Here is a 19,645-nt window from a genome sequence, read left to right on the forward strand (position 1 = left end):
CATATCCTCGGGAGTCTTATCCTCGGCTACCCACGACACCCCACCATGTCTCAGCAAGATTCCCGCCTTGGCGGTCACATTCTGGTCGACCAACTGGTCGCCCAGGGCGTCAAACACGTTTTCTGCGTTCCCGGCGAGAGCTACCTGGCGGTGCTGGACGGCCTGCACGACGCGGACATCAAAGTGACGGTGTGCCGTCAGGAAGGCGGCGCGGCCATGATGGCCGACGCGCACGGCAAGCTGACCGGCGAACCCGGCATCTGCATGGTGACCCGTGGCCCGGGCGCGTCCAACGCGCTGGCCGGCGTGCACATTGCCAAGCAGGACTCCACGCCGCTGATCCTGTTCGTGGGCCAGATCGAACGCGGCATGCGCGAACGCGAAGCCTTTCAAGAAATGGACTACCGCGCCGTGTTCGGCACGCAGGCCAAGTGGGTCACCGAGATCGATCAGGTCGAACGCATCCCCGAACTGATCTCGCGCGCGTTCCACATCGCCACGTCGGGCCGTCCCGGCCCCGTCGTGATTGCGCTGCCCGAAGACATGCTGGTCGAAGCGGCCAAGGTGGCCGACGCCCCGCGCTATGAGTTGATCGAATCCGCTCCCACGGCCGGCCAATTGGCCGACCTGGAAAAGTTGCTGGCCGACGCCAAGAACCCCGTCGCCATCCTGGGCGGCACCCGCTGGGACGCCCGCGCGGTGCAGCAGTTTGCCGACTTCGCGCAGCGCCATGCGCTGCCCACGGCGGTGTCGTTCCGCCGCCAGATGTTGTTCCCGGCAGACCACCCGTGCTTTATCGGCGACGTGGGCCTGGGCATCAACCCGGCGCTGCTCAAGCGCGTGGCCGACGCCGACCTGATCCTGCTGGTGGGCGGCCGCATGTCCGAAAACCCCAGCCAGGCCTACACGCTGCTGGACATCCCTGTCCCCAAGCAAAAGCTGGTGCACGTGCATCCCGACACCGCCGAACTCGGCCGCGTCTACCGCGCCACGCTGGCCATCAACACGTCGCCCGCCGCGTTCGCCGAATCGCTGGGCGGCCTGAAGGCGCCGGCCAAGCCCGTGTGGGCGGAAGGCACGCAGGCCATGCGCGAGTCGTACCTGAAATGGAGCGACCCAGAAACCATCACGACGCCAGGCGCGCTGCAAATGGGCCAGGTCATGGCCTATCTGGAAAAGACGCTGCCGGCCGACGCCATCATGACCAACGGCGCGGGCAACTACGCCACCTGGCTGCATCGCTTCCACCGCTTCACGCGCTTTGGCACGCAGTTGGCGCCGACGTCGGGCTCGATGGGCTATGGCCTGCCCGCGGCAGTGGGCGCCAAGCGCGTCTGGCCTGACAAGACGGTTGTCTGCTTTGCCGGCGACGGCTGCTTCCTGATGCACGGCCAGGAATTTGCCACCGCCGTCCAGTACGACCTGCCCATCATCGTGGTGCTGGTCGACAACGGCATGTACGGCACCATCCGCATGCACCAGGAAAAGCACTACCCCGGCCGCGTGTCCGCGACCGAACTGAAAAACCCGGACTTTGCCGACTACGCGCGCGCCTTTGGCGGCCACGGCGAACGCGTGGAAACCACCGAACAATTCGGCCCGGCTTTCGAACGCGCGCTGGCCAGCGGCAAGCCGGCCATCCTGCACTGCTTCATCGACCCCGAAACCATCACCCCGTCGACGACCTTGGAAAAGATCCGCGACGCGGCGCTCAAAGCCCAGCACTGACACCCCTGATCCGGCCGGCAATCCAGCGGCGCGCTCCCTAGCGCGCCGCCCTCGGAAACCCGAACTTGCCGCCCGAATTATTTTAGGTTTAAACTTTCTAGATTCCGAATACGGAAATCCATAGCGGAGACCCAGCATGTCCTCGAATCCTTCTTTTCAATGGCAAGATCCCCTGTTGCTGGACCAGCAACTGACCGAAGAAGAACGCATGGTGCGCGATGCCGCCTATGCCTATTCGCAGGACAAGCTTGCCCCCCGCGTGCTGAACGCCTTCCGCAACGAGAAGACCGATCCGGAAATCTTCTCTGAAATGGGCGAGCTCGGCCTGCTGGGCGCCACCATTCCTGAAGCCTACGGCGGCGCCGGCATGAACTATGTCAGCTACGGCCTGATCGCCCGCGAAGTCGAACGCATCGACTCCGGCTACCGCTCGATGATGAGCGTGCAGTCGTCGCTGGTGATGGTGCCGATCAACGAATTCGGCAGCGAAGCGCAAAAGCAGAAGTACCTGCCCAAGCTGGCTCGCGGCGAATGGATCGGCTGCTTCGGCCTGACCGAACCCAACCACGGTTCCGACCCCGGCGGCATGGAAACCCGCGCCGTCAAGACGTCCGACGGCTACAAGATTTCCGGCAACAAGATGTGGATCACCAACTCGCCCATCGCGGACGTGTTCGTGGTGTGGGCCAAATGCGTTGGCGGCGACTTCGACGGCAAGATCCGCGGCTTCATCCTGGACAAGGGCATGAAGGGCCTGTCGGCCCCCGCCATCCACGGCAAGGTCGGCCTGCGCGCGTCGATCACCGGCGAAATCGTCATGGACGAAGTGGAAGTGTCCGAAGACCAGATGATGCCCGGCGTGTCCGGCCTGAAGGGTCCGTTCACCTGCCTGAACTCCGCCCGCTACGGCATCGCCTGGGGCGCTGTCGGCGCCGCCGAAGCCTGCTGGCATACCGCCCGCCAGTACACGCTGGACCGCAAGCAGTTCGGCCGCCCGCTGGCCGCCAACCAGCTGATCCAGAAGAAGCTGGCCGACATGCAAACCGAAATCACGCTGGCCCTGCAAGGCTGCCTGCGTTTGGGCCGCATGAAGGACGAAGGCACCGCCGCCGTCGAAATCACGTCCATCATGAAGCGCAACTCCTGCGGCAAGGCGCTGGACATTGCCCGCCTGGCTCGCGACATGCTCGGCGGCAACGGCATTTCGGATGAATTCGGCGTGGCCCGCCACCTGGTGAACCTGGAAGTGGTCAACACCTACGAAGGCACCCACGACGTGCACGCCCTGATCCTGGGCCGCGCGCAAACGGGCATCCAGGCGTTCTATTGATCGCTTGATCCTTTGATGGATGGATCGCTTGCCGGTTCGCCGGCTTGAATGCAAAAACCGCCTTCGGATGAAGGCGGTTTTTTTTGGGGCACACGGCACATGGCGCGCGGCACACGGCACCCGGCGCGCGGACCCGTTGTTTTAGTTTTCGCCCGACAGATCAAACAGGCTTGTCGCGTCCAGTTCCAGCACGCCTTCGTCGTGCTGGTTGATGACCGTCCAGGCCCACGTGATGATGCCCAGGTCCGGGCGCGATGACGACGTGCGCGCGCCTTGCACGCGCGCTTCCAGGCGCAGCGTATCGCCGGGGCGCACCGGCGTGCGCCAGCGCACTTCGCCCAGGCCGGGCGAACCAAACGATTCGGAATCGTGCAGCGCGGCGTCCACCGCCATCCGCATCGCCAACGCGCATGTGTGCCAACCGCTTGCGATCAGCCCGCCCCAGCGCCCTTCCGCCGCGCGCTGCGGGTCGGTGTGGAACCATTGTGGATCGAATTTGCGAGCAAACTCCAGGATCTCGGCTTCGGTCACGGTGATGGGACCGGCCTTGATCAGCATGCCGTCCTTGAATTCAGCGAACTTCATTTGTTTTTTTCCCCCGGAATAACAAGCGGCGCGCTCAAGGCGCGCCGTGGTCTTCACGTATGTCACGCTGTGAATGACGCTAATAGGTCTCGAAATGCAGGCGCCCTTCGCGGCGCAGCACCTCGTGCAGGATAGACCAATCCTGCCCCGATTGCATCGTCACATCACGCAAGGCGTCCAGCACGCCGACTTCCATTCCCTTCAAGCCGCAGACATAGATACAGGTGTTGCGATCCGCTAGCAAATCGCACACTTGCGCCGCTCGATCGCGGATCAGATCCTGCACATAACGCTTGGGCTGGCCGGGCTCTCGCGATAGCGCCAGATTGATGTCGATGAAGTCGCGCGGCAGCTTCATCAACGGGCCGAAGTACGGCAGCTCGCGCTCGGTGCGGGCGCCGAAGAACAGCATCAGCCTGCCGTTTTCGCCGGAGTCGATGCGGCGCCGGTAGCGCTCGGTCATGGCGCGCATCGGCGCCGAACCCGTGCCGGTGCAGATCATGATGAGGTTGGCGCGCGGGTGGTTCGGCATCAGGAACGTATGCCCAAAGGGGCCGATGACTTGCACGGTATCGTTCTTGGCCAGGTCGCACAGGTAGTTGGAACACACGCCGTGCGCCGCCGCGCCGCCGTGGTCTTCGGTAACGCGCTTTACCGTCAACGACAGATTGTTGTAGCCCGCGCGTTCGCCATCGCGCGGGCTGGCCAATGAATACTGGCGCGCATGATGCGGGCGGCCCTGGGCGTCGACCCCGGGCGGAAGAATGCCGATCGATTGCCCTTCCAGCACGGGAAACGGCAGTTCGCCAAAGTCCAGCACGATGTGGTGAATATCGCTTTCGGTATCGGCGCCCGTCACGCGGTAGTTGCCCACCACCGTGGCCGTCATCGGCGCCTTGTGCGTGTACAGGTTGACGTAGGGATGCGCCGCCGACCACGGCGGCACGGACGCGCCGGCCGGGGTGAAGGACGCTTGCACGGGCGCTGCGGCAAGCGTTTCGGCGGCCTGCGACAACGGCGAATCCAACGATGTGTCGGCGCCTTCGATCGGGGTCGATGTCGGGCTTGCCGCCGGCAGCGCCTTTTCCTTGGGCAGTTCTTCCCAGCCGAACTGCTCTTGCACCGAATACGCTTCGCTGCGCACCATCAGCCGCCAGTTATCGATCGACCCGGTGGGGCACGGCGGCACACAGGCCATGCAGCCATTGCAGATGTCCGGGTCCACCACGTAGTTGTTGGAATCGTGCGTGATGGCGTCGACCGGGCAGGTTTCTTCGCACGTATTGCAGCGAATGCAGATCTCGGGGTCGATCAGGTGCTGCTTGAGCACATCTACGGGTAATGGGGCGTTCATCGCGGTCTTCCCAATGCGCGGGCGGGCGGCACGCGCGCGCCGCCCCCTTCGCCTTCAGTTGAAACGGACGTAGTCAAAGTTGACCGGCTGGCGGTTGATGCCCATGACGGGCGGCGCGATCCAGTTGGCGAACTTGCCCGGTTCGGTGACGCGCCCCATCAACGACGCCACAAAGGCGCGGTCCTCGGGCGTGGGCAGCCACTTGTGGCTGTTGGCCTGCCATTGCGATTCAGACAGGATTTCGCCTTCGGGCGACATGCGGATGCCGGCCAGCGTGCCGATCTGGCGGTTGAACGCCTTGTGCGGCACGTGCAGCCGGAACGGGATGCCGCTTTTCTCGATGACCTTGTTCCAGCGGCCGATCCCCGCCACGGAGTCGCGGATGAAATCATCGCGCAGCACTTCGTTCAGCGCATTCAGCATGGGCACCTCGACCTCGTTCAGCTTGCCGTTGTTCACGGTCAACACGCGGTAGGTGTCGTTCTTCAGTTGATGGTCGTCGGTGCGCTTGGACTCTTCGTAGCGGCCCTTCAAGCCCGAGCCATAGAAGATGGCGGCGTTGGAAGACTGGTCGGCGCCGAACAGATCGATGGTGACGCTGTAGTGAAAGTTCAGGTAGCGCTGGATGGTGGGCAGGTCGATCACGCCGGCGGCGCGCACGCTTTCCGGGTCGTCCGTCTTCAATTGGTTCATGACTTCGCAAGTGCGCTGGATCACGCGCGAAATGCCCGATTCACCCACGAACATGTGGTGCGCTTCTTCCGTCAGCATGAACTTCGTGGTGCGTGCCAGCGGGTCGAAGCTGGACTCGGCCAACGCGCATAACTGGAACTTGCCATCGCGGTCGGTGAAATACGTGAACATGTAGAACGCCAGCCAGTCCGGCGTTTTTTCGTTGAAGGCGCCCAGGATGCGCGGGTTGTCGGCATCGCCCGACGTGCGCTGCAACAGCGCATCGGCTTCTTCGCGGCCATCGCGGCCAAAGTAGCGATGCAGCAAATACACCATGGCCCACAGGTGGCGGCCTTCTTCGACGTTGATCTGGAACAGGTTGCGCAGGTCGTACTGCGACGGCGCGGTCAGGCCCAGGTGGCGTTGCTGCTCAATCGACGCGGGTTCGGTGTCGCCCTGCGTGACGATGATGCGGCGCAGGTTGGCGCGATGCTCGCCGGGCACGTCCTGCCAGACGTCGCGGCCCATGTTTTCGCCAAAGTGAATCTTGCGCTGGCCGTCTTGCGGCGCCAGGAAAATGCCCCAGCGGTAATCCGGCATGCGCACGTGGTTGAAGTTGGCCCAGCCGTCGGGTTCAACGCTGACGGCGGTGCGCAGGTACACGTCAAAACCGTGCGAGCCGTCCGGCCCCATGTCTTGCCACCATTGCAGGTAGTTGGGTTGCCAGTGTTCCAGCGCGCGTTGCAAGGTGCGGTCGCCGGACAGGTTGACGTTATTGGGGATCTTATCGGTGTAGTTGATTCCAGACATGTCTCGCTCCTTGTTTGTTTTCGGGTCCGCGTCTTTGGTCCGCGCTGTTGGTACGCGCGTTTGGTACGCACTGTTCGTACGCGCTTTTAGCCCGCATCCCAAGCCCGCCCGGGCTCAGACGCGATTCCAGTCGAACGTGGCCTGCTCGCCCTTTCCGTAGAGCTTCAACGCGCCCTTGTCGCCGGCCGCGTTGGGGCGGTTGAAGATCCAGTTCTGCCACGCGGTCAGGCGCCCGAAGATGCGCGTTTCCATCGTTTCCTTGCCACCGAAACGCAGGTTGGCTTCCAGCCCCGTCAATGCGTCGGGCGATAGCGCGCGGCGCTCTTCCAGCATCATTCGCACTTCGTCGTCCCAGTCGATGCTGTCCGGCGCGTAGGTCACCAGGCCCAGGTCCAGCGCGTCGGTGGCGGACAGCGGCTGGCCGGCCCGGCCGCGCACGGCTTCCAGCGGCGCGGTCTCTTCATAGAAACGACGTTGCAGGCGGCTTTGGCCATTGACCATCGGATAGGCGCCGAAATTGCGTTCGCCCACGACGATGTGCGCGTTGGGCGCATCCGGTTCGGCGTCGTTGTCCAGCATGTAGCTGCGGTCGGCGGCCAGCGCCAATTCCAGCAAGGTGCCCACAAAGCAGGAGCCCGGTTCGATCAGCGCGAACAGACTGCGCGACGTGACATCCAGCCGGGCCAGCGTACGGCGCAACATGCCCGCGGTTTCGCGCACAAACCAATGCGTGGCGTGGCGTTGCAGCGCGGCGTCGGCGGCCAGCACGGCGTCGGCGTCGCCCTCGGTCTTGAAGATCCAGGTGCCGATGTCCAGCTCGTTGGTGCGCATGGACAGGATGGCGTCGTCCAGTTCGCGCGCCATTTGCAGCGGCCACCACGCGGCGCCCGCCGTAACGATGTCGTCCAGTTCGGATTGCACCGGTTCCTGCGGCGCGCGCACGGTCCAGGTGGCCAGACGCTTGTCGCGATCAAGGTGGATATCGACGTAGCGATACGACAGACGATCGGGGGTTTCGGTGCGTTCGATGGGCGTCAGCGCAATGCCGTGCTCGCCTGCCTGGCGGTCGCTGGTGTCGGCCAGCGCCAGCGCGCGCTCGCGCACCGCTTCTTCAAAGCGGGCGGGCTTGACCACGTCGTCCACCAAACGCCAGTCCTTGGCGCGCTGGCCACGCACGCCTTCAACCAGCGTGCAGAAGATGTCGGCGTGGTCATGGCGCACGCGGCGCTTGTCGGTCACGCGGGTCAGGCCGCCGGTGCCGGGCAGCACGCCCAGCAGCGGCACTTCGGGCAAGGCCACCGACGACGATCGATCGTCCACCAGCAGGATTTCGTCGCAGGCCAACGCCAGCTCGTAGCCGCCACCCGCGCAGGCGCCGTTCAGCGCCGCAATGAATTTCAAGCCGCTGTGGCGGCTGGAGTCTTCAATGCCGTTGCGCGTTTCGTTGGTGAACTTGCAGAAGTTGACCTTCCACGCGTGCGACGACAAGCCCAGCATGAAGATGTTGGCGCCCGAACAGAAGATGCGATCTTTCATGCTGGTGACCACCACGCTTTTCACTTCGGGGTGCTCGAAGCGAATGCGTTGCAGGGCGTCGTGCAGTTCGATGTCCACGCCCAGATCGTACGAATTGAGCTTGAGCTTGTAGCCGGGGCGCAGGCCGCCGTCTTCGGCCACGTCCATGGCCAGCGTTGCAACGGGGCCGTCAAACGTCAGGCGCCAGTGGCGGTACAGGTCGGGCCGGGTGCGGAAATCAACGCGGGCCTCGGGCCGGGTTTCATGCCCGCTTGCGGTGCTGCTCATGGTGTGTCTCCTCGTACGCCCTGCCTGGACAGGAAAAATACTGCATCACATGAATTATTGTGCAGATTAGTTCAGGCAAAAACGCACGTCAAGCGAGACATGCATAAAAGTGCAGATTTATAGCGGCAGGCCGCAGGCCTTTCGAACCTGGGTGCGCAGGCCGGCAAAGCTTTCCTGGACTTCCAGGTTGCTGGTGACCCACGTCAGGTCGGCCTTGGCGTAGAAGGCTTCCCGCCCGGCAAGGATGCGCTTGAGATCGGCCATGGCTTCGTTGTTGCCCGACATGGGGCGGAAGTCGCCTTGCGCCATGACGCGGCCCATGTGTTCTTCGGGCGTGGCGCGCAGCCAAACCGTGTAGCAATGGGCCAGCAGCAGGTTCAACGTGGCCGGTTCGGATACCAGCCCCCCGGGGGTGGCCAGCACCATTTCGGGATAGATCTGCACGGCCTCTTCCAGCGCGCGCCGTTCGTAGCGGCGATAGGCGTTGGGGCCGTACAGGTTATGGATTTCAAGAATGCTGCACCCGGCTACGCGTTCGATCTCGCGGTTCAGCTCGACAAAGGGGTAGCCCAGATCGTCGGCCAGCATCTGGCCCAGGGTGGACTTGCCCGCCCCACGCAGCCCGATCAGCGCGACACGCTGCGTGCGGTTGGGCCGCTGCGCGCCCGCCCCCACGCCAAACAGCTGGGTCAGCGCCTCGCGTGCGCGTTGCAGGTCGGATTCCGTGCGGCCGCTGAGCAGTTCGCGGATCAGCAGCCAATCGGGCGACTCCGTGGTGACGTCGCCCACCAGTTCGGCCAGCGCGCAATTGAAGGCGCGCGCAATCTGCAACAGCACCAGGATAGACGCGTTGCCCACCCCGTGTTCCAGATTGGCCAGATGCCGTTCTGACACCCCCGTCACCTGCGACAGACCCTTGCGCGTCATGCCGCGTATGGCTCTAAGGCGGCGCACCCGCTCGCCTAAAGCCACCAGGAAAGCTTCCCGCCTGGGTTCGGTTGGCGCCGCATCTAGCGCTTGATTCATGTTTGGCTGACTCCGCAAATACCCTGATAAGCCTTGTTTTATGCACTATAGTGCTTGACCCTTTCGTATGGAAGCACTATTTTTCCTTCCAAGCAGTTCCAAGCGGTCATCGCGCATTAAAGCGGCAATAAAGCGCCATTGAAGCGGCACTGAAGTTCATGCCGCATTCCAAAGCGCCGACAGTGTAAAGGAGGAGTCCCGGTGAGCACGCCAGATCAATTCCATGCCCTGATGCAAGCGGCCACGCGGCTGGTGGCCGACGAGCCGCTGGATGCCGGGTTGCAGGCGAAGCTGAACCGCGAGGCCGGCCCCACCAGCGCGCTGTACCAGCAGATCTTCGCCGCCTGTAAGCAAGGCGTGGCCGACGGCTGGATGTGCAACCGCGAAGGCGGCGGCATCCGCTACGGACGCGTCATCAAGCCGGCCGACGACCTGGGCGGCTGCTCGGTGGATGTCGTGGACATGGATGACCTGGCCGGCCCGCACCACGCCCATCCCAATGGCGAAATCGACCTGATCATGCCGCTGACCGCCGACGCCCGCTTTGACGGCCACGGCGCCGGCTGGCTGGTCTACGGCCCCGGCAGCGCGCACAGCCCCACCGTAACGCAAGGCCGCGCCCTGGTGCTGTACCTGCTGCCCGGCGGCGCCATCGAGTTCACGCGGCCCGGCAGCTAGCCCCCGCTTTGCCGCCCGGCGACAAAAAAACATAGCCCGGGCGCGCCCCACCAGGACATCAGGAGACAACCGTGAACACCTGCCCCGCAGAATTGAACTTTGCCAGCCATCTGGCGGCGCTGAACGCCTCACGCGCCGACAAGCCCGCCTACATCGACGACACCCGCCAGCTGACTTACGGGCAGCTGGCAGAACGCGTGGCGCGCATGGCCGGCGCCTTGCGCGGGCTGGGCTTGCGCCGCGAAGAACGCATCCTGCTGCTGATGCAGGACACGGTCGATTGGCCCGTCGTGTTCCTGGGCGCGCTGCACGCGGGCGTAGTGCCGGTGGCCGTCAACACCTTGCTGACGCCGGATGACTATGCCTACATCGTGACGCACAGCCGCGTGCGCGCCGTGTTCGTGTCGGATGCGTTGCTGCCAACGCTGCAAGCCGCGTTGGCGCAATCGCCGGCAGATGTGGAGCATGTGGTGGCCACACAGGACATTGACGCCCTGCTGGCCGACGCCCCGCGGGCCGACGCCCCGCTCGCCCCCGCCGTGCGCACGCTGTCTGATGAAATCGCCTTCTGGCTGTATTCGTCGGGCTCCACCGGCAAGCCCAAGGGCGTGGTGCACACGCACGGCAACCTGTGGCACACCGCCGAACTGTATGCCAAGCCCGTGCTGGGCATCCGCGAAGACGACGTCGTGTTTTCCGCCGCCAAGCTGTTCTTCGCCTACGGCCTGGGCAACGGCTTGACCTTTCCGTTGTCGGTCGGCGCCACGGTCATCCTGATGGGCGAACGCCCCACGCCGCAAGCCGTTTTCCAACGGCTGACGCGGCACCGCCCCACCGTGTTCTACGGCGTGCCCACCTTGTACGCCAGCATGCTGGCATCGCCCGACCTGCCGCCGCGCGATCAGGTCGCGCTGCGTGTCTGCACGTCGGCCGGCGAAGCCTTGCCGCGCGACATCGGCGAACGCTTCACGCGGCACTTCGGCTGCGAGATCCTGGACGGCATCGGTTCCACCGAGATGCTGCACATCTTCATCTCGAACCAGACCGGACAACTGCGCTATGGCACCACCGGCAAGCCCGTGCCGGGATACGAGGTGCAACTGCGTGACGACAACGGCGCGCCGGTCGCGCCGGGCGCCATCGGCGACCTCTACATCAAAGGCCCCAGCGCCGCGCTGATGTACTGGAACAACCGCGACAAGACGCGCCAATGCTTCCTGGGCGACTGGCTCAAAAGCGGCGACAAATACACCTGCGACGCCGACGGCTACTACACCTACGCCGGCCGCAGCGACGACATGATCAAGGTCAGCGGCCAATACGTGTCGCCTGTTGAAGTCGAGAACATCCTGGTGCAGCACGAAGCCGTGCTGGAAGCCGCGGTGATCGGCGTGCCCGACCACGACGGCCTGGTCAAGACCAAGGCGTACGTCGTGCTGCGCCCCGGCTTCGAACCCGACGCCCAGACCGGCGCCGCGTTGCAGCACTACGTGAAGCAGCATCTGGCGCCGTTCAAGTACCCGCGCCAGATCGACTTCACCGAAGAACTGCCCAAGACCGCCACGGGAAAAATCCAGCGCTTCCGGCTGCGCCAGCTGGAAGAAGCCACGCTATGAAGTCCGCTTGCCGACACTCTCGGCGCGCGGACTAACCCCGGCCGGCTTTGCGCCAGCCCATGATAAGCACGGAGACAAACCATGAACCACGCCCTGACCCAGGCTGCGATTGCCGCGGCCTTGACGCTAGCCGCCACCAGCGCGCAAGCCGCCGACAAGCTCAAAGTGGGCTTCATGCTGCCCTATAGCGGCACCTACGCCGCGCTGGGCAACGCCATCGAAAACGGCTTCAAGCTGTACGTTGCCGAGCAAGGCGGCAAGCTGGGCGGGCGCGACATCGAATACTTCAAGGTCGACGATGAATCCAATCCGGCCAAGGCCGCTGAGAACGCCAACCGGCTGATCAAGCGCGACCAGGTCGACGTGCTGATCGGCACGGTGCATTCGGGCGTTGCGATGGCGCTGGCCAAGGCCGCCAAGGACAGCGACACCACGCTGATCGTGACCAACGCGGGCGCCAACGCCATCACCGGCCCGCTGTGCGGCCCCGGCATCTTCCGCACGTCGTTCACCAACTGGCAGCCCGCCTACGCCATGGGCCCCGTCGCCTACGGCAAGGGCCACAAGACCGCCGTCACCATCACCTGGAAATACGCGGCGGGCGATGAAGCCATCGGCGGCTTCAAGGAAGGCTTTGAAAAAGCGGGCGGCAAGGTCGTCAAGGAACTGAGCCTGCCATTTCCCAACGTGGAATTCCAATCGCTCCTGACCGAGATTGCCGCCACCAAGCCCGACATGGTGTTCACCTTCTTTGCGGGCGGCGGCGCGGTGAAGTTCGTGCAGGACTATCACGCCGCCGGCCTGGACAAGACCATTCCGCTGTATGGCTCGGGCTTCCTGACCGACGGCACCTTGCAGGCGCAGGGCGCTTCCGCACAAGGCCTGCTGACCACGCTGCACTATGCCGACGGCCTGAACACGCCGCGCGACAACGCGTTCCGCGCCGACTACGCCAAGAACTACAACGCCCCGCCCGACGTCTACGCCGTCCAGGGCTATGACGCGGCGCAGCTCATGCAATCGGGCCTGACGGCCGTCAAGGGCGACTTTGCCAAGAAGGCGGACTTTCGCAGCGCCATGCGCGGGGCGACGGTGGACAGCCCGCGCGGCCCGTTCACCTTGTCGGCGGCCGGCAACCCGGTGCAGGACATTTACCTGCGGCGCGTGGACGGCCTGGCGAACAAGGTGGTGGACGTCGCCGTGAAGAAGCTGGCCGACCCGGCCCGCGGCTGCAAGCTCTGACGCGACGCGGCCACAGGAGGGCCCCATGGACATCAGCATCCTGCTTATTCAAAGCCTGAACGCATTCCAGTACGGCTTGCTGCTGTTCCTGGTGGCCAGCGGCCTGACGCTGATCTTCGGCATCATGGGCATCATCAACCTGGCCCATGGCAGCTTCTACATGATCGGCGCCTACATGGCGTTTGCGCTGGGGCCGGTGGTGGACCGCTGGCTGGGCGGCGGCTTCCTCACCACGCTGGCCGTGTGTGTGGTGCTGGCTGGTGCTTTGGGCTATGTGCTGGAAGCCGCCTTCTTCAGCTACCTGTACCACCGCAACCACTTGCAGCAGGTGCTGATGACCTACGGGCTGATCCTGGTCTTTGAAGAACTGCGCAGCATTCTGGTGGGCAACGACGTGCATGGCGTGCCGCTGCCGGCGTGGCTGCAAGGCAGCATTTCCCTGGGCGGCGTGATGACGTATCCGGTCTACCGGCTGTTCATTTCTGCCGTCGGCATTGCGGTAGCGCTGCTGCTGTATTGGGTGATTTCGCGCACCCGGCTGGGCATGATGTTGCGCGCCGGCGCCAGCAACCGCGAGATGACGGGGTCGCTGGGTATCGACGTCAACAAGCTGTACCGGCTGGTGTTCGCGGCCGGTGTGGCGTTGGCCGCGTTGGCCGGCACCATCGCCGCGCCCGTGTCCTCGGTGTACCCGGGCATGGGCAACGGCGTGCTGATCATCTGCTTCGTCGTGGTCGTGATCGGCGGCATCGGTTCCATACGCGGCGCCTTTTTGGCCGCGATGCTGGTGGGCTTTGTCGAGACCTTTGGCCAGGTGCTGTTTCCGTCGGCGGCGGGCGTGCTGGTGTATCTGCTGATGGCGTTCATTCTTCTATGCAAGCCCGAAGGGCTGTTCAAACAGGGCTAGCCATGCAGAAACTACTTCCCATCGCAACGCTGCTGGCGCTGGCTGCCTTCGCGTTCAGCGGCAGCGACTACTACACCGGACTGGCGATCAAGGTCATGATCTACGCCATCTTCGCGCTAAGCCTGCAATTGCTGGTCGGCGGAGCCGGTTTGGTCAGCCTGGGGCACGCGGCGTTCTTCGGCATCGGCGCCTACGTGGCAGCGTTGCTGTCACCGGAATCCGAGGCGGCAAGCCTGTGGTGGCTGCTGCCGGCGGCCCTGCTGGCGGCAGCGCTTTATGCGGTGGTGACGGGTGCGCTGGCGCTGCGCACGCGCGGCGTGTACTTCATCATGGTGACGCTGGCGTTTTCGCAGATGGCTTACTACGTCTTTCACGACACCAAAGTGGGCGGCGGCAGCGACGGCATCTATCTGTATTTCCGGCCCGAATTGGCGTTGGGCAGTTGGGTGCCGTTCGACCTGGGCAACGCCACCACGTTCTACTTTTTTGTACTCGCCTGCCTGGCCCTGACCTGGGGCTTCCTGGCGCTGCTGCGGCGCTCGCCGTTCGGGGCGGCGCTGGCGGGCATCCGCATCAACGAGCAGCGCATGCGCGCGGCCGGGTATTCCACGTATCCCTACAAGCTGACGGCGTATGTCGTGGGCGCCACGTTGGCGGGCCTGGCGGGGTTTCTGTTCGCGCTGAAAGATGGTTTTGTCACGCCGGAACTGTTGGCCTGGGAACAATCGGGGCTGGTGCTGTTGATGGTGATCCTGGGCGGCATGGCCAGCCTGGGCGGCGCGGTCATCGGCACCGTGGCGCTGGTGCTGATGCAAGAGCTGTTCCAGTCGCAAGCCTTGTTTGGCGACTACGCGCGCCATTGGCATCTGCCGCTGGGCATCGCCATCATCGCGCTGGTGGCCTTGCTGCCCAACGGCATCGCGGGCCTGCCCGCGCAATGGCGACAACGCCGCGATGCGCGACTCGCGGCCGCACATGCCGCAGGGGCGCCTGCCGCAGGATCGCCTGCCGCAGGTTCGCCTGCCGCAGGGGCGCCTGCCGTCTCTACGGTCCGCCTGCCGCAGGGACGCCTGCCGCAGGATCGCCTGCCGCAGGATCGCCTGCCGCAGGATCGCCTGCCGCAGGATCGCCTGCCCGTCCAAGGGGAACCTTATGTCTGATCTTCTGCTTGCCGCCACGGGCGTTACGCGGCGCTTTGGCGGGCTGACCGCCGTGAACGGCGTGTCCCTGTCGCTCGCGCGCGGGCAAGTGCACGCCGTCATCGGCACCAACGGCGCTGGCAAGTCCACGCTGATCAACATCCTGTCCGGCGAGCTTGCGCCCAGCAGCGGGCAGGTCATGCTGGGCGCACAGGACATTACCGCCTGGCGCCAACCGCAACGAGCCCGCGCCGGGCTGGGCCGCAGCTACCAGCGGTCCACGTTATTCCCCGAATTAAGCGTGTTCGAAAACTGCCGCCTGACCGCGCAGGCGGCACGCCAGCGCTTCTGGCATTGGTGGCGCCCAGCCGCCGATTGCCGCCGCAGCGCCGAGCTGGCGCACCACGCGCTGGAACGCACCGGCCTTGCCGGCGATGCCACGCGCACGGCCGGCCTGCTGCCACACGGCCGCAAGCGTCAGCTTGAAATCGCCATGTGCCTGGCGGGCGAGCCGCAGGTGTTGTTGCTGGACGAGCCCCTTGCCGGCATGGGGCCGGAAGAAACCGACCGCATCCTGGACCTGCTGCAAACATTGAAGACGGGCCACGCCATCCTGCTGGTCGAACACGACATGGACGCGGTTTTTCGTATCGCCGAAACCATCACGGTAATGGTCAACGGCACCGCCATCGCCAGCGGCCCGCCCGAGGCCATACGCGCCAACGCCGACGTGCGCACCGCCTACCTGGGTGAAGACGCCCAGCCCACCCACGCACCAGGAGCCGCCGCATGCACGCCATCGCAAACCACGACGCGCTGATCGAGGCCGGCGGCTTGCACGTGTACTACGGCGCCAGCCATGTGCTGCGCGGTGTCGACATGCACATCGCGCGCGGGGAATCCGTTGGGCTTGTCGGCCGCAACGGCATGGGCAAAACCACGTTGATTCGCAGCCTGATGGGCCAGGTCAAGAGCTCGCGCGGCCAGGTGCGCGTGGCCGGGCGCGATTGCACACGGGCGCCCGCCCACGCCATTGCACAACTGGGCGTGGCCTACGTGCCCGAAGGCCGAGGCATATTTCCAAATTTGAACGTACGCGAAAACCTGCAAGTGGCGGCGCGTGCCAGCGTGCGCGGCGGGCGCGATTGGACTTACGCGCGCGTGCTGGAGACCTTCCCCCGACTGCGCGAACGGCTGGGCCACGGCGGGCAGCAACTATCAGGAGGCGAACAGCAGATGCTGGCCATCGGACGCGCGCTGATGACCAACCCCGATCTGCTGATTCTGGACGAAGCCACCGAAGGGCTGGCCCCGCTGATCGTGGCCGAGATCTGGCGCATCATCCGCGAGATCCGCTTGACCGGCATGTCCACGCTGATCGTCGACCGCAACTATCGCGCGGTGCTTGAACACACCGACCGGTGTCTGGTGATGGAAAAAGGACTGATAGTCGAAGACGGCAATAGCGCGTCGCTGGCCCGGCAACCGGAACAGCTGACGCGCTATCTGGGCGTGTAGACGTACGCGCCCCGCCGTACTTCAGATGATGGCTTCGATCAGGAAGGGGCCACGGCGCTTGAGGCCGTCGGCCAGCGCGCGCGCGAAGCCTTCCACCGTATCCACGCTGACCGCCTCCACGCCCATGCCGCGCGCCAGGTGCGTCCAGTCCAGGTAGGGTTCTTCCAGATCCAGCATGCGGCGCGCATTGCGGCCCGGTTCTTTCACGCCCACGTTTTTCATCTCGCCGTGCAAGGTGGCGTAGGAACGGTTGGCCAGGATCACTGTCAGGCAGTCCAGGTTTTCGCGCGCCTGCGTCCACAGCGCCTGCAAGGTGTACATGCCGCTGCCGTCGGCTTGCAGCGTGATGACCTTGCGGTCCGGGCACGCCACGGCCGCGCCCGTGGCCAGCGGCAGACCGATACCGATTGCGCCGCCCGTCAGCATCAGCCAATCGTGCGGAGCGCTGCTGGCGCTATAGATCGGAAATTCGCGGCCCTGCGTGATGGACTCATCGCACACGATGGCCTGCTCGGGCAAGGTATGCGCGATCAGGATGTTCACGGCGGCGCCCGTCAACTTGCCCGAGGACGGCACCTCATAGGCGGCGGCTGGGGTGGCCAGGCGCGGTGCATCGGCGGCAATGCCCAGTTCGTCGGCCAGCCATTCCAGCGCGTGGGCCAGGTCTTGTTCGGCCGAGGCCAGCACCACCTGATTGCTGTCAGCCGGGGCCAACAGGCTGGGCTTGCCGGGGTAAGCAAAAAACCCCACCGGCGCCTTCGCCCCTGCCAGCACCAGATGTTTGACGTCTTTCAGCTTGGCCACCGCAAGATCAATCGGATACGGCAAGCGATCGACCGGGGTGCGCGCGCCGCCGCGCTCGATGCGGCGGTTGGACGTTTCCGACATCAGGCGCACACCCGTCGCGCGGGCGATGCGCCCGGCGGCGTTCAGTGCGCGTTCGCGCAGCGCGGCGCCCCCCAGCATCAGCACGGTCACTTCGCCCGAACGGATCGCCGCGGCCGCCGCGCGCACGGCGTCCGCCGAAGTCTGGGCCAGCGCGGCATCCTTGACTTGTACGGGCGCGGGCGCGTTGTCGGGCAGATCGGTCCAGGCAGTGTCGGCCGGCAGGATCAACGTGGCGATATTGCCGGGCGCCTGCCGCGCCACGCCAATGGCTTCGGCGGCGTCCGCCGACACGGCAGCGGCCGTCATCGTGCGCTTGACCCAATGCGACATCGGCCGCGCCACGCCTTCCACGTCGCTGGTCAGCGGCGCGTCGTATTGCACGTGATAAGTGGCGTGGTCGCCCACGATATTGACCATGGGCGTACGCGCGCGCTTGGCGTTGTGCAGGTTGGCCAGCCCGTTGCCCAGGCCCGGCCCCAAGTGCAGCAAGGTGGCGGCCGGCTTGTCGGCCATGCGCGCGTAACCGTCGGCAGCGCCCGTCACCACGCCTTCGAATAGACCCAGCACGCACCGCATCCGGGGCTTGCGATCCAAAGCCGCGACGAAGTGCATTTCAGACGTGCCGGGGTTGGCAAAACACACGTCCACATCGTTGGCCAGCAAGGTATCGCAGAGACTGTCAGCGCCGTTCATGATTTTCCCTAGTCGTTTTCAATGGCGATGCGGGCGCATCCGCGCCCGCCTGATATGCATGATAGGTAGCGTATCAAAAACGCGATAGACCCATTTTCGGTTGGGGGCATGGAACCATTCCGGGAAATCGCCGCCGCGTTCCGCCAGCCGGAATTAGCGCTGGCGTGACGGCAGGCATGAGCGCTGCCCACATCAGCCCAGGATCTGCCCCAGGAATGCCTGCGCCCGCTCCGATCGGGGGGCATTGAAGAAGTTCTCCGGCGTGTCGGCTTCCACGATGGCTCCCTGATCCATGAAGACGACGCGATCCCCCACTTCTCGCGCAAAACCCATTTCGTGCGTGACGCAGACCATGGTCATGCCGTCTTTGGCCAGCGCGACCATGGTGTCCAGCACTTCCTTGACCATCTCGGGGTCCAGCGCCGACGTGGGTTCGTCGAACAGCATGATCTTGGGCTGCATGCACAAGGCGCGCGCAATCGCCACGCGCTGCTTCTGGCCGCCCGAGAGCTGGCCGGGATACTTGTCAGCGTGCTGCGGAATGCGCACCCGTTCCAGATATTCCATGGCGCGCGACCGGGCTTCGTCCGCCGGCACGCCCTTGACCAGCAGCGGTGCCAGCGTGCAGTTCTCAAGCACCGTCAAATGCGGAAACAGATTGAAGTGCTGGAACACCATGCCGACTTCCGCGCGGATGCGCTCGATGTTCTTGACGTCTTCATTGAGCTCTATGCCGTCGACAACGATGCGGCCCTTCTGGTGCTCTTCCAGCCGGTTCAGCAGGCGGATCGTCGTGGACTTTCCCGAGCCCGACGGCCCACAAAGTATCAGCTTTTCTCCGGGCGTCACTTCCAGGGCCAGGTCGTTCAGTACCTGGAAGTCTCCATACCATTTGCTGACGCCCTGCATCGTGATGATGGGCGCCAAGGCAGTCGTTGCATTCATCGTCTCAAGCCTTGGAAATGTCGTGGTTTTCGCCGGCGCCGCTCCAGTAGCCCGGCACCGTCAGACGCTTTTCAGAGCGTCGGAACAGGTACGACAGCACGCTGCACATGGCGAAGTAGATGACCCCCACCATCGTGTAGACCGTCAGTGCCTGGAAGGTCGCACCGGCCAGCATCTCGCCCGCCCGCATCAATTCGTACACGCTGATAACGGCCACCAGCGAAGTCTCCTTGATCAGCACCAGCGCGTAGTTGCCCAAAGCCGGGAAGACCGTGCGCAGCGCTTGCGGCAATACGATGCGACGCAGCCGCTGCACCTTGCGCAGACCCAATGCGCGCGCCGCCTCGTACTGACCCGTGTCCACCGACTGGATGCCGCTTCTGAACAGTTCGGCCAGGTACGCGCCGAAGTTCAAGGTCAGGCCCAGCACCCCGGCGACAAAGCCATTGATCACGACGCCCATCTCGGGCAGGCCGTAGTAGATGTAGAACAATTGCAGCAGCAGGGGCGTGCCGCGAATCACCTCGATGTAGAACCGCGCGCCACGGCTCAACAGGCGCGAAGGCGACAGGCGGCACAAGCAAACGACCAGGCCCAACGCCACCGCCAGGAAAGCCGAACAGAAAAACAGCGCCAGGGTCCAGACCGTGCCCTCGGCCAACGGGGTCAGGTACATGCGCAGCGTAGCGAGATCCAAGTCGTGCTCCTTAT

17 protein-coding genes and 1 pseudogene are annotated in these 19,645 nt (G+C 64.7%); 9 read left to right on the forward strand and 9 right to left on the reverse strand.

Annotation, left to right across the window (positions count from 1 at the left end):
* Positions 1 to 45 precede the first annotated feature (45 nt).
* On the forward strand, positions 46 to 1,728 hold the full coding sequence (locus KYT87_RS22485) for a thiamine pyrophosphate-binding protein (RefSeq protein WP_219990880.1): 1,683 nt from the start codon (positions 46 to 48) through the stop codon (positions 1,726 to 1,728).
* A gap of 136 nt (positions 1,729 to 1,864) precedes the next feature.
* Positions 1,865 to 3,058: an acyl-CoA dehydrogenase gene (locus tag KYT87_RS22490; protein WP_006221118.1), complete on the forward strand. Its 1,194-nt coding sequence runs from the start codon at positions 1,865 to 1,867 to the stop codon at positions 3,056 to 3,058.
* A gap of 141 nt (positions 3,059 to 3,199) precedes the next feature.
* Here KYT87_RS22490 and KYT87_RS22495 read toward each other — a convergent pair whose 3' ends face one another.
* From KYT87_RS22495 to KYT87_RS22515, 5 genes are all read right to left on the reverse strand, one after another.
* Complete coding sequence (locus tag KYT87_RS22495) at positions 3,200 to 3,643, reverse strand: MaoC family dehydratase (RefSeq protein WP_046804439.1); 444 nt, start codon at positions 3,641 to 3,643, stop codon at positions 3,200 to 3,202.
* Positions 3,644 to 3,722: 79 nt separating this feature from the next.
* Complete coding sequence (gene boxA, locus KYT87_RS22500) at positions 3,723 to 4,997, reverse strand: benzoyl-CoA 2,3-epoxidase subunit BoxA (protein ID WP_046804438.1); 1,275 nt, start codon at positions 4,995 to 4,997, stop codon at positions 3,723 to 3,725.
* Positions 4,998 to 5,051: 54 nt separating this feature from the next.
* Entirely contained in the window at positions 5,052 to 6,479 is a 1,428-nt protein-coding gene (gene boxB / locus KYT87_RS22505; RefSeq protein ID WP_006221121.1) for a benzoyl-CoA 2,3-epoxidase subunit BoxB, read from the reverse strand.
* A gap of 114 nt (positions 6,480 to 6,593) precedes the next feature.
* Entirely contained in the window at positions 6,594 to 8,282 is a 1,689-nt protein-coding gene (gene boxC / locus KYT87_RS22510) for a 2,3-epoxybenzoyl-CoA dihydrolase (RefSeq protein WP_219990881.1), read from the reverse strand.
* Between the two features lie 117 nt (positions 8,283 to 8,399).
* Entirely contained in the window at positions 8,400 to 9,308 is a 909-nt protein-coding gene (locus tag KYT87_RS22515) for a helix-turn-helix transcriptional regulator (protein ID WP_046804436.1), read from the reverse strand.
* 201 nt (positions 9,309 to 9,509) lie between these two features.
* Between KYT87_RS22515 and KYT87_RS22520 the strand changes: the two genes are divergently transcribed.
* From KYT87_RS22520 to KYT87_RS22540, 5 genes are all read left to right on the forward strand, one after another.
* The gene (locus tag KYT87_RS22520; protein ID WP_046804435.1) at positions 9,510 to 9,986 is read left to right on the forward strand and encodes a DUF4863 family protein; all 477 of its coding nucleotides are present in this window, start codon (positions 9,510 to 9,512) and stop codon (positions 9,984 to 9,986) included.
* A 71-nt stretch (positions 9,987 to 10,057) separates the two neighbouring features.
* On the forward strand, positions 10,058 to 11,602 hold the full coding sequence (locus KYT87_RS22525; RefSeq protein WP_219990883.1) for a benzoate-CoA ligase family protein: 1,545 nt from the start codon (positions 10,058 to 10,060) through the stop codon (positions 11,600 to 11,602).
* Positions 11,603 to 11,683: 81 nt separating this feature from the next.
* Positions 11,684 to 12,844, forward strand: coding sequence for an ABC transporter substrate-binding protein (locus KYT87_RS22530; protein WP_219990884.1), 1,161 nt, complete (start codon positions 11,684 to 11,686; stop codon positions 12,842 to 12,844).
* Positions 12,845 to 12,869: 25 nt separating this feature from the next.
* Positions 12,870 to 13,751, forward strand: a complete 882-nt coding sequence (locus KYT87_RS22535; RefSeq protein WP_104144568.1) for a branched-chain amino acid ABC transporter permease — start codon at positions 12,870 to 12,872, stop codon at positions 13,749 to 13,751.
* Between the two features lie 2 nt (positions 13,752 to 13,753).
* Positions 13,754 to 14,911 carry a branched-chain amino acid ABC transporter permease gene (locus KYT87_RS22540; protein ID WP_255593439.1) on the forward strand — a complete coding sequence of 386 codons (1,158 nt, stop codon included), beginning with the start codon at positions 13,754 to 13,756 and terminating at the stop codon, positions 14,909 to 14,911.
* Here the strand turns inward: KYT87_RS22540 and KYT87_RS30085 are convergent.
* A pseudogene (locus KYT87_RS30085) lies at positions 14,840 to 15,052 on the reverse strand (hypothetical protein); the annotation flags it as partial. The gene KYT87_RS22540 and the pseudogene KYT87_RS30085 overlap by 72 nt on opposite strands.
* Here KYT87_RS30085 and KYT87_RS22550 point away from each other — a divergent pair.
* Together KYT87_RS22550 and KYT87_RS22555 are read left to right on the forward strand one after the other, a co-directional pair.
* Positions 14,964 to 15,710, forward strand: a complete 747-nt coding sequence (locus KYT87_RS22550) for an ABC transporter ATP-binding protein (RefSeq protein ID WP_370638784.1) — start codon at positions 14,964 to 14,966, stop codon at positions 15,708 to 15,710. The pseudogene KYT87_RS30085 and the gene KYT87_RS22550 sit on opposite strands and share 89 nt — an antisense overlap.
* Positions 15,680 to 16,408 (forward strand): ABC transporter ATP-binding protein, encoded by a 729-nt coding sequence (locus tag KYT87_RS22555; RefSeq protein WP_219990886.1) that lies wholly within the window; start codon positions 15,680 to 15,682, stop codon positions 16,406 to 16,408. Before KYT87_RS22550 ends, KYT87_RS22555 begins: the two co-directional genes overlap by 31 nt.
* 21 nt (positions 16,409 to 16,429) lie before the next feature.
* Here the strand turns inward: KYT87_RS22555 and KYT87_RS22560 are convergent, their stop codons facing one another.
* The 3 genes from KYT87_RS22560 to KYT87_RS22570 all read right to left on the reverse strand — a co-directional run bounded on the left by KYT87_RS22560 (position 16,430) and on the right by KYT87_RS22570 (position 19,631).
* Positions 16,430 to 17,989, reverse strand: a complete 1,560-nt coding sequence (locus KYT87_RS22560; protein ID WP_046804428.1) for an acetolactate synthase large subunit — start codon at positions 17,987 to 17,989, stop codon at positions 16,430 to 16,432.
* Positions 17,990 to 18,181: 192 nt separating this feature from the next.
* Positions 18,182 to 18,898 carry an amino acid ABC transporter ATP-binding protein gene (locus KYT87_RS22565; RefSeq protein ID WP_370638785.1) on the reverse strand — a complete coding sequence of 239 codons (717 nt, stop codon included), beginning with the start codon at positions 18,896 to 18,898 and terminating at the stop codon, positions 18,182 to 18,184.
* Between the two features lie 40 nt (positions 18,899 to 18,938).
* Complete coding sequence (locus KYT87_RS22570; protein ID WP_006222809.1) at positions 18,939 to 19,631, reverse strand: amino acid ABC transporter permease; 693 nt, start codon at positions 19,629 to 19,631, stop codon at positions 18,939 to 18,941.
* Positions 19,632 to 19,645: the final 14 nt, after the last annotated feature.

The organism is Achromobacter sp. ES-001 (genome assembly GCF_019448355.1).
Taxonomy (GTDB): Bacteria; Pseudomonadota; Gammaproteobacteria; order Burkholderiales; family Burkholderiaceae_B; genus Achromobacter; species Achromobacter spanius_B.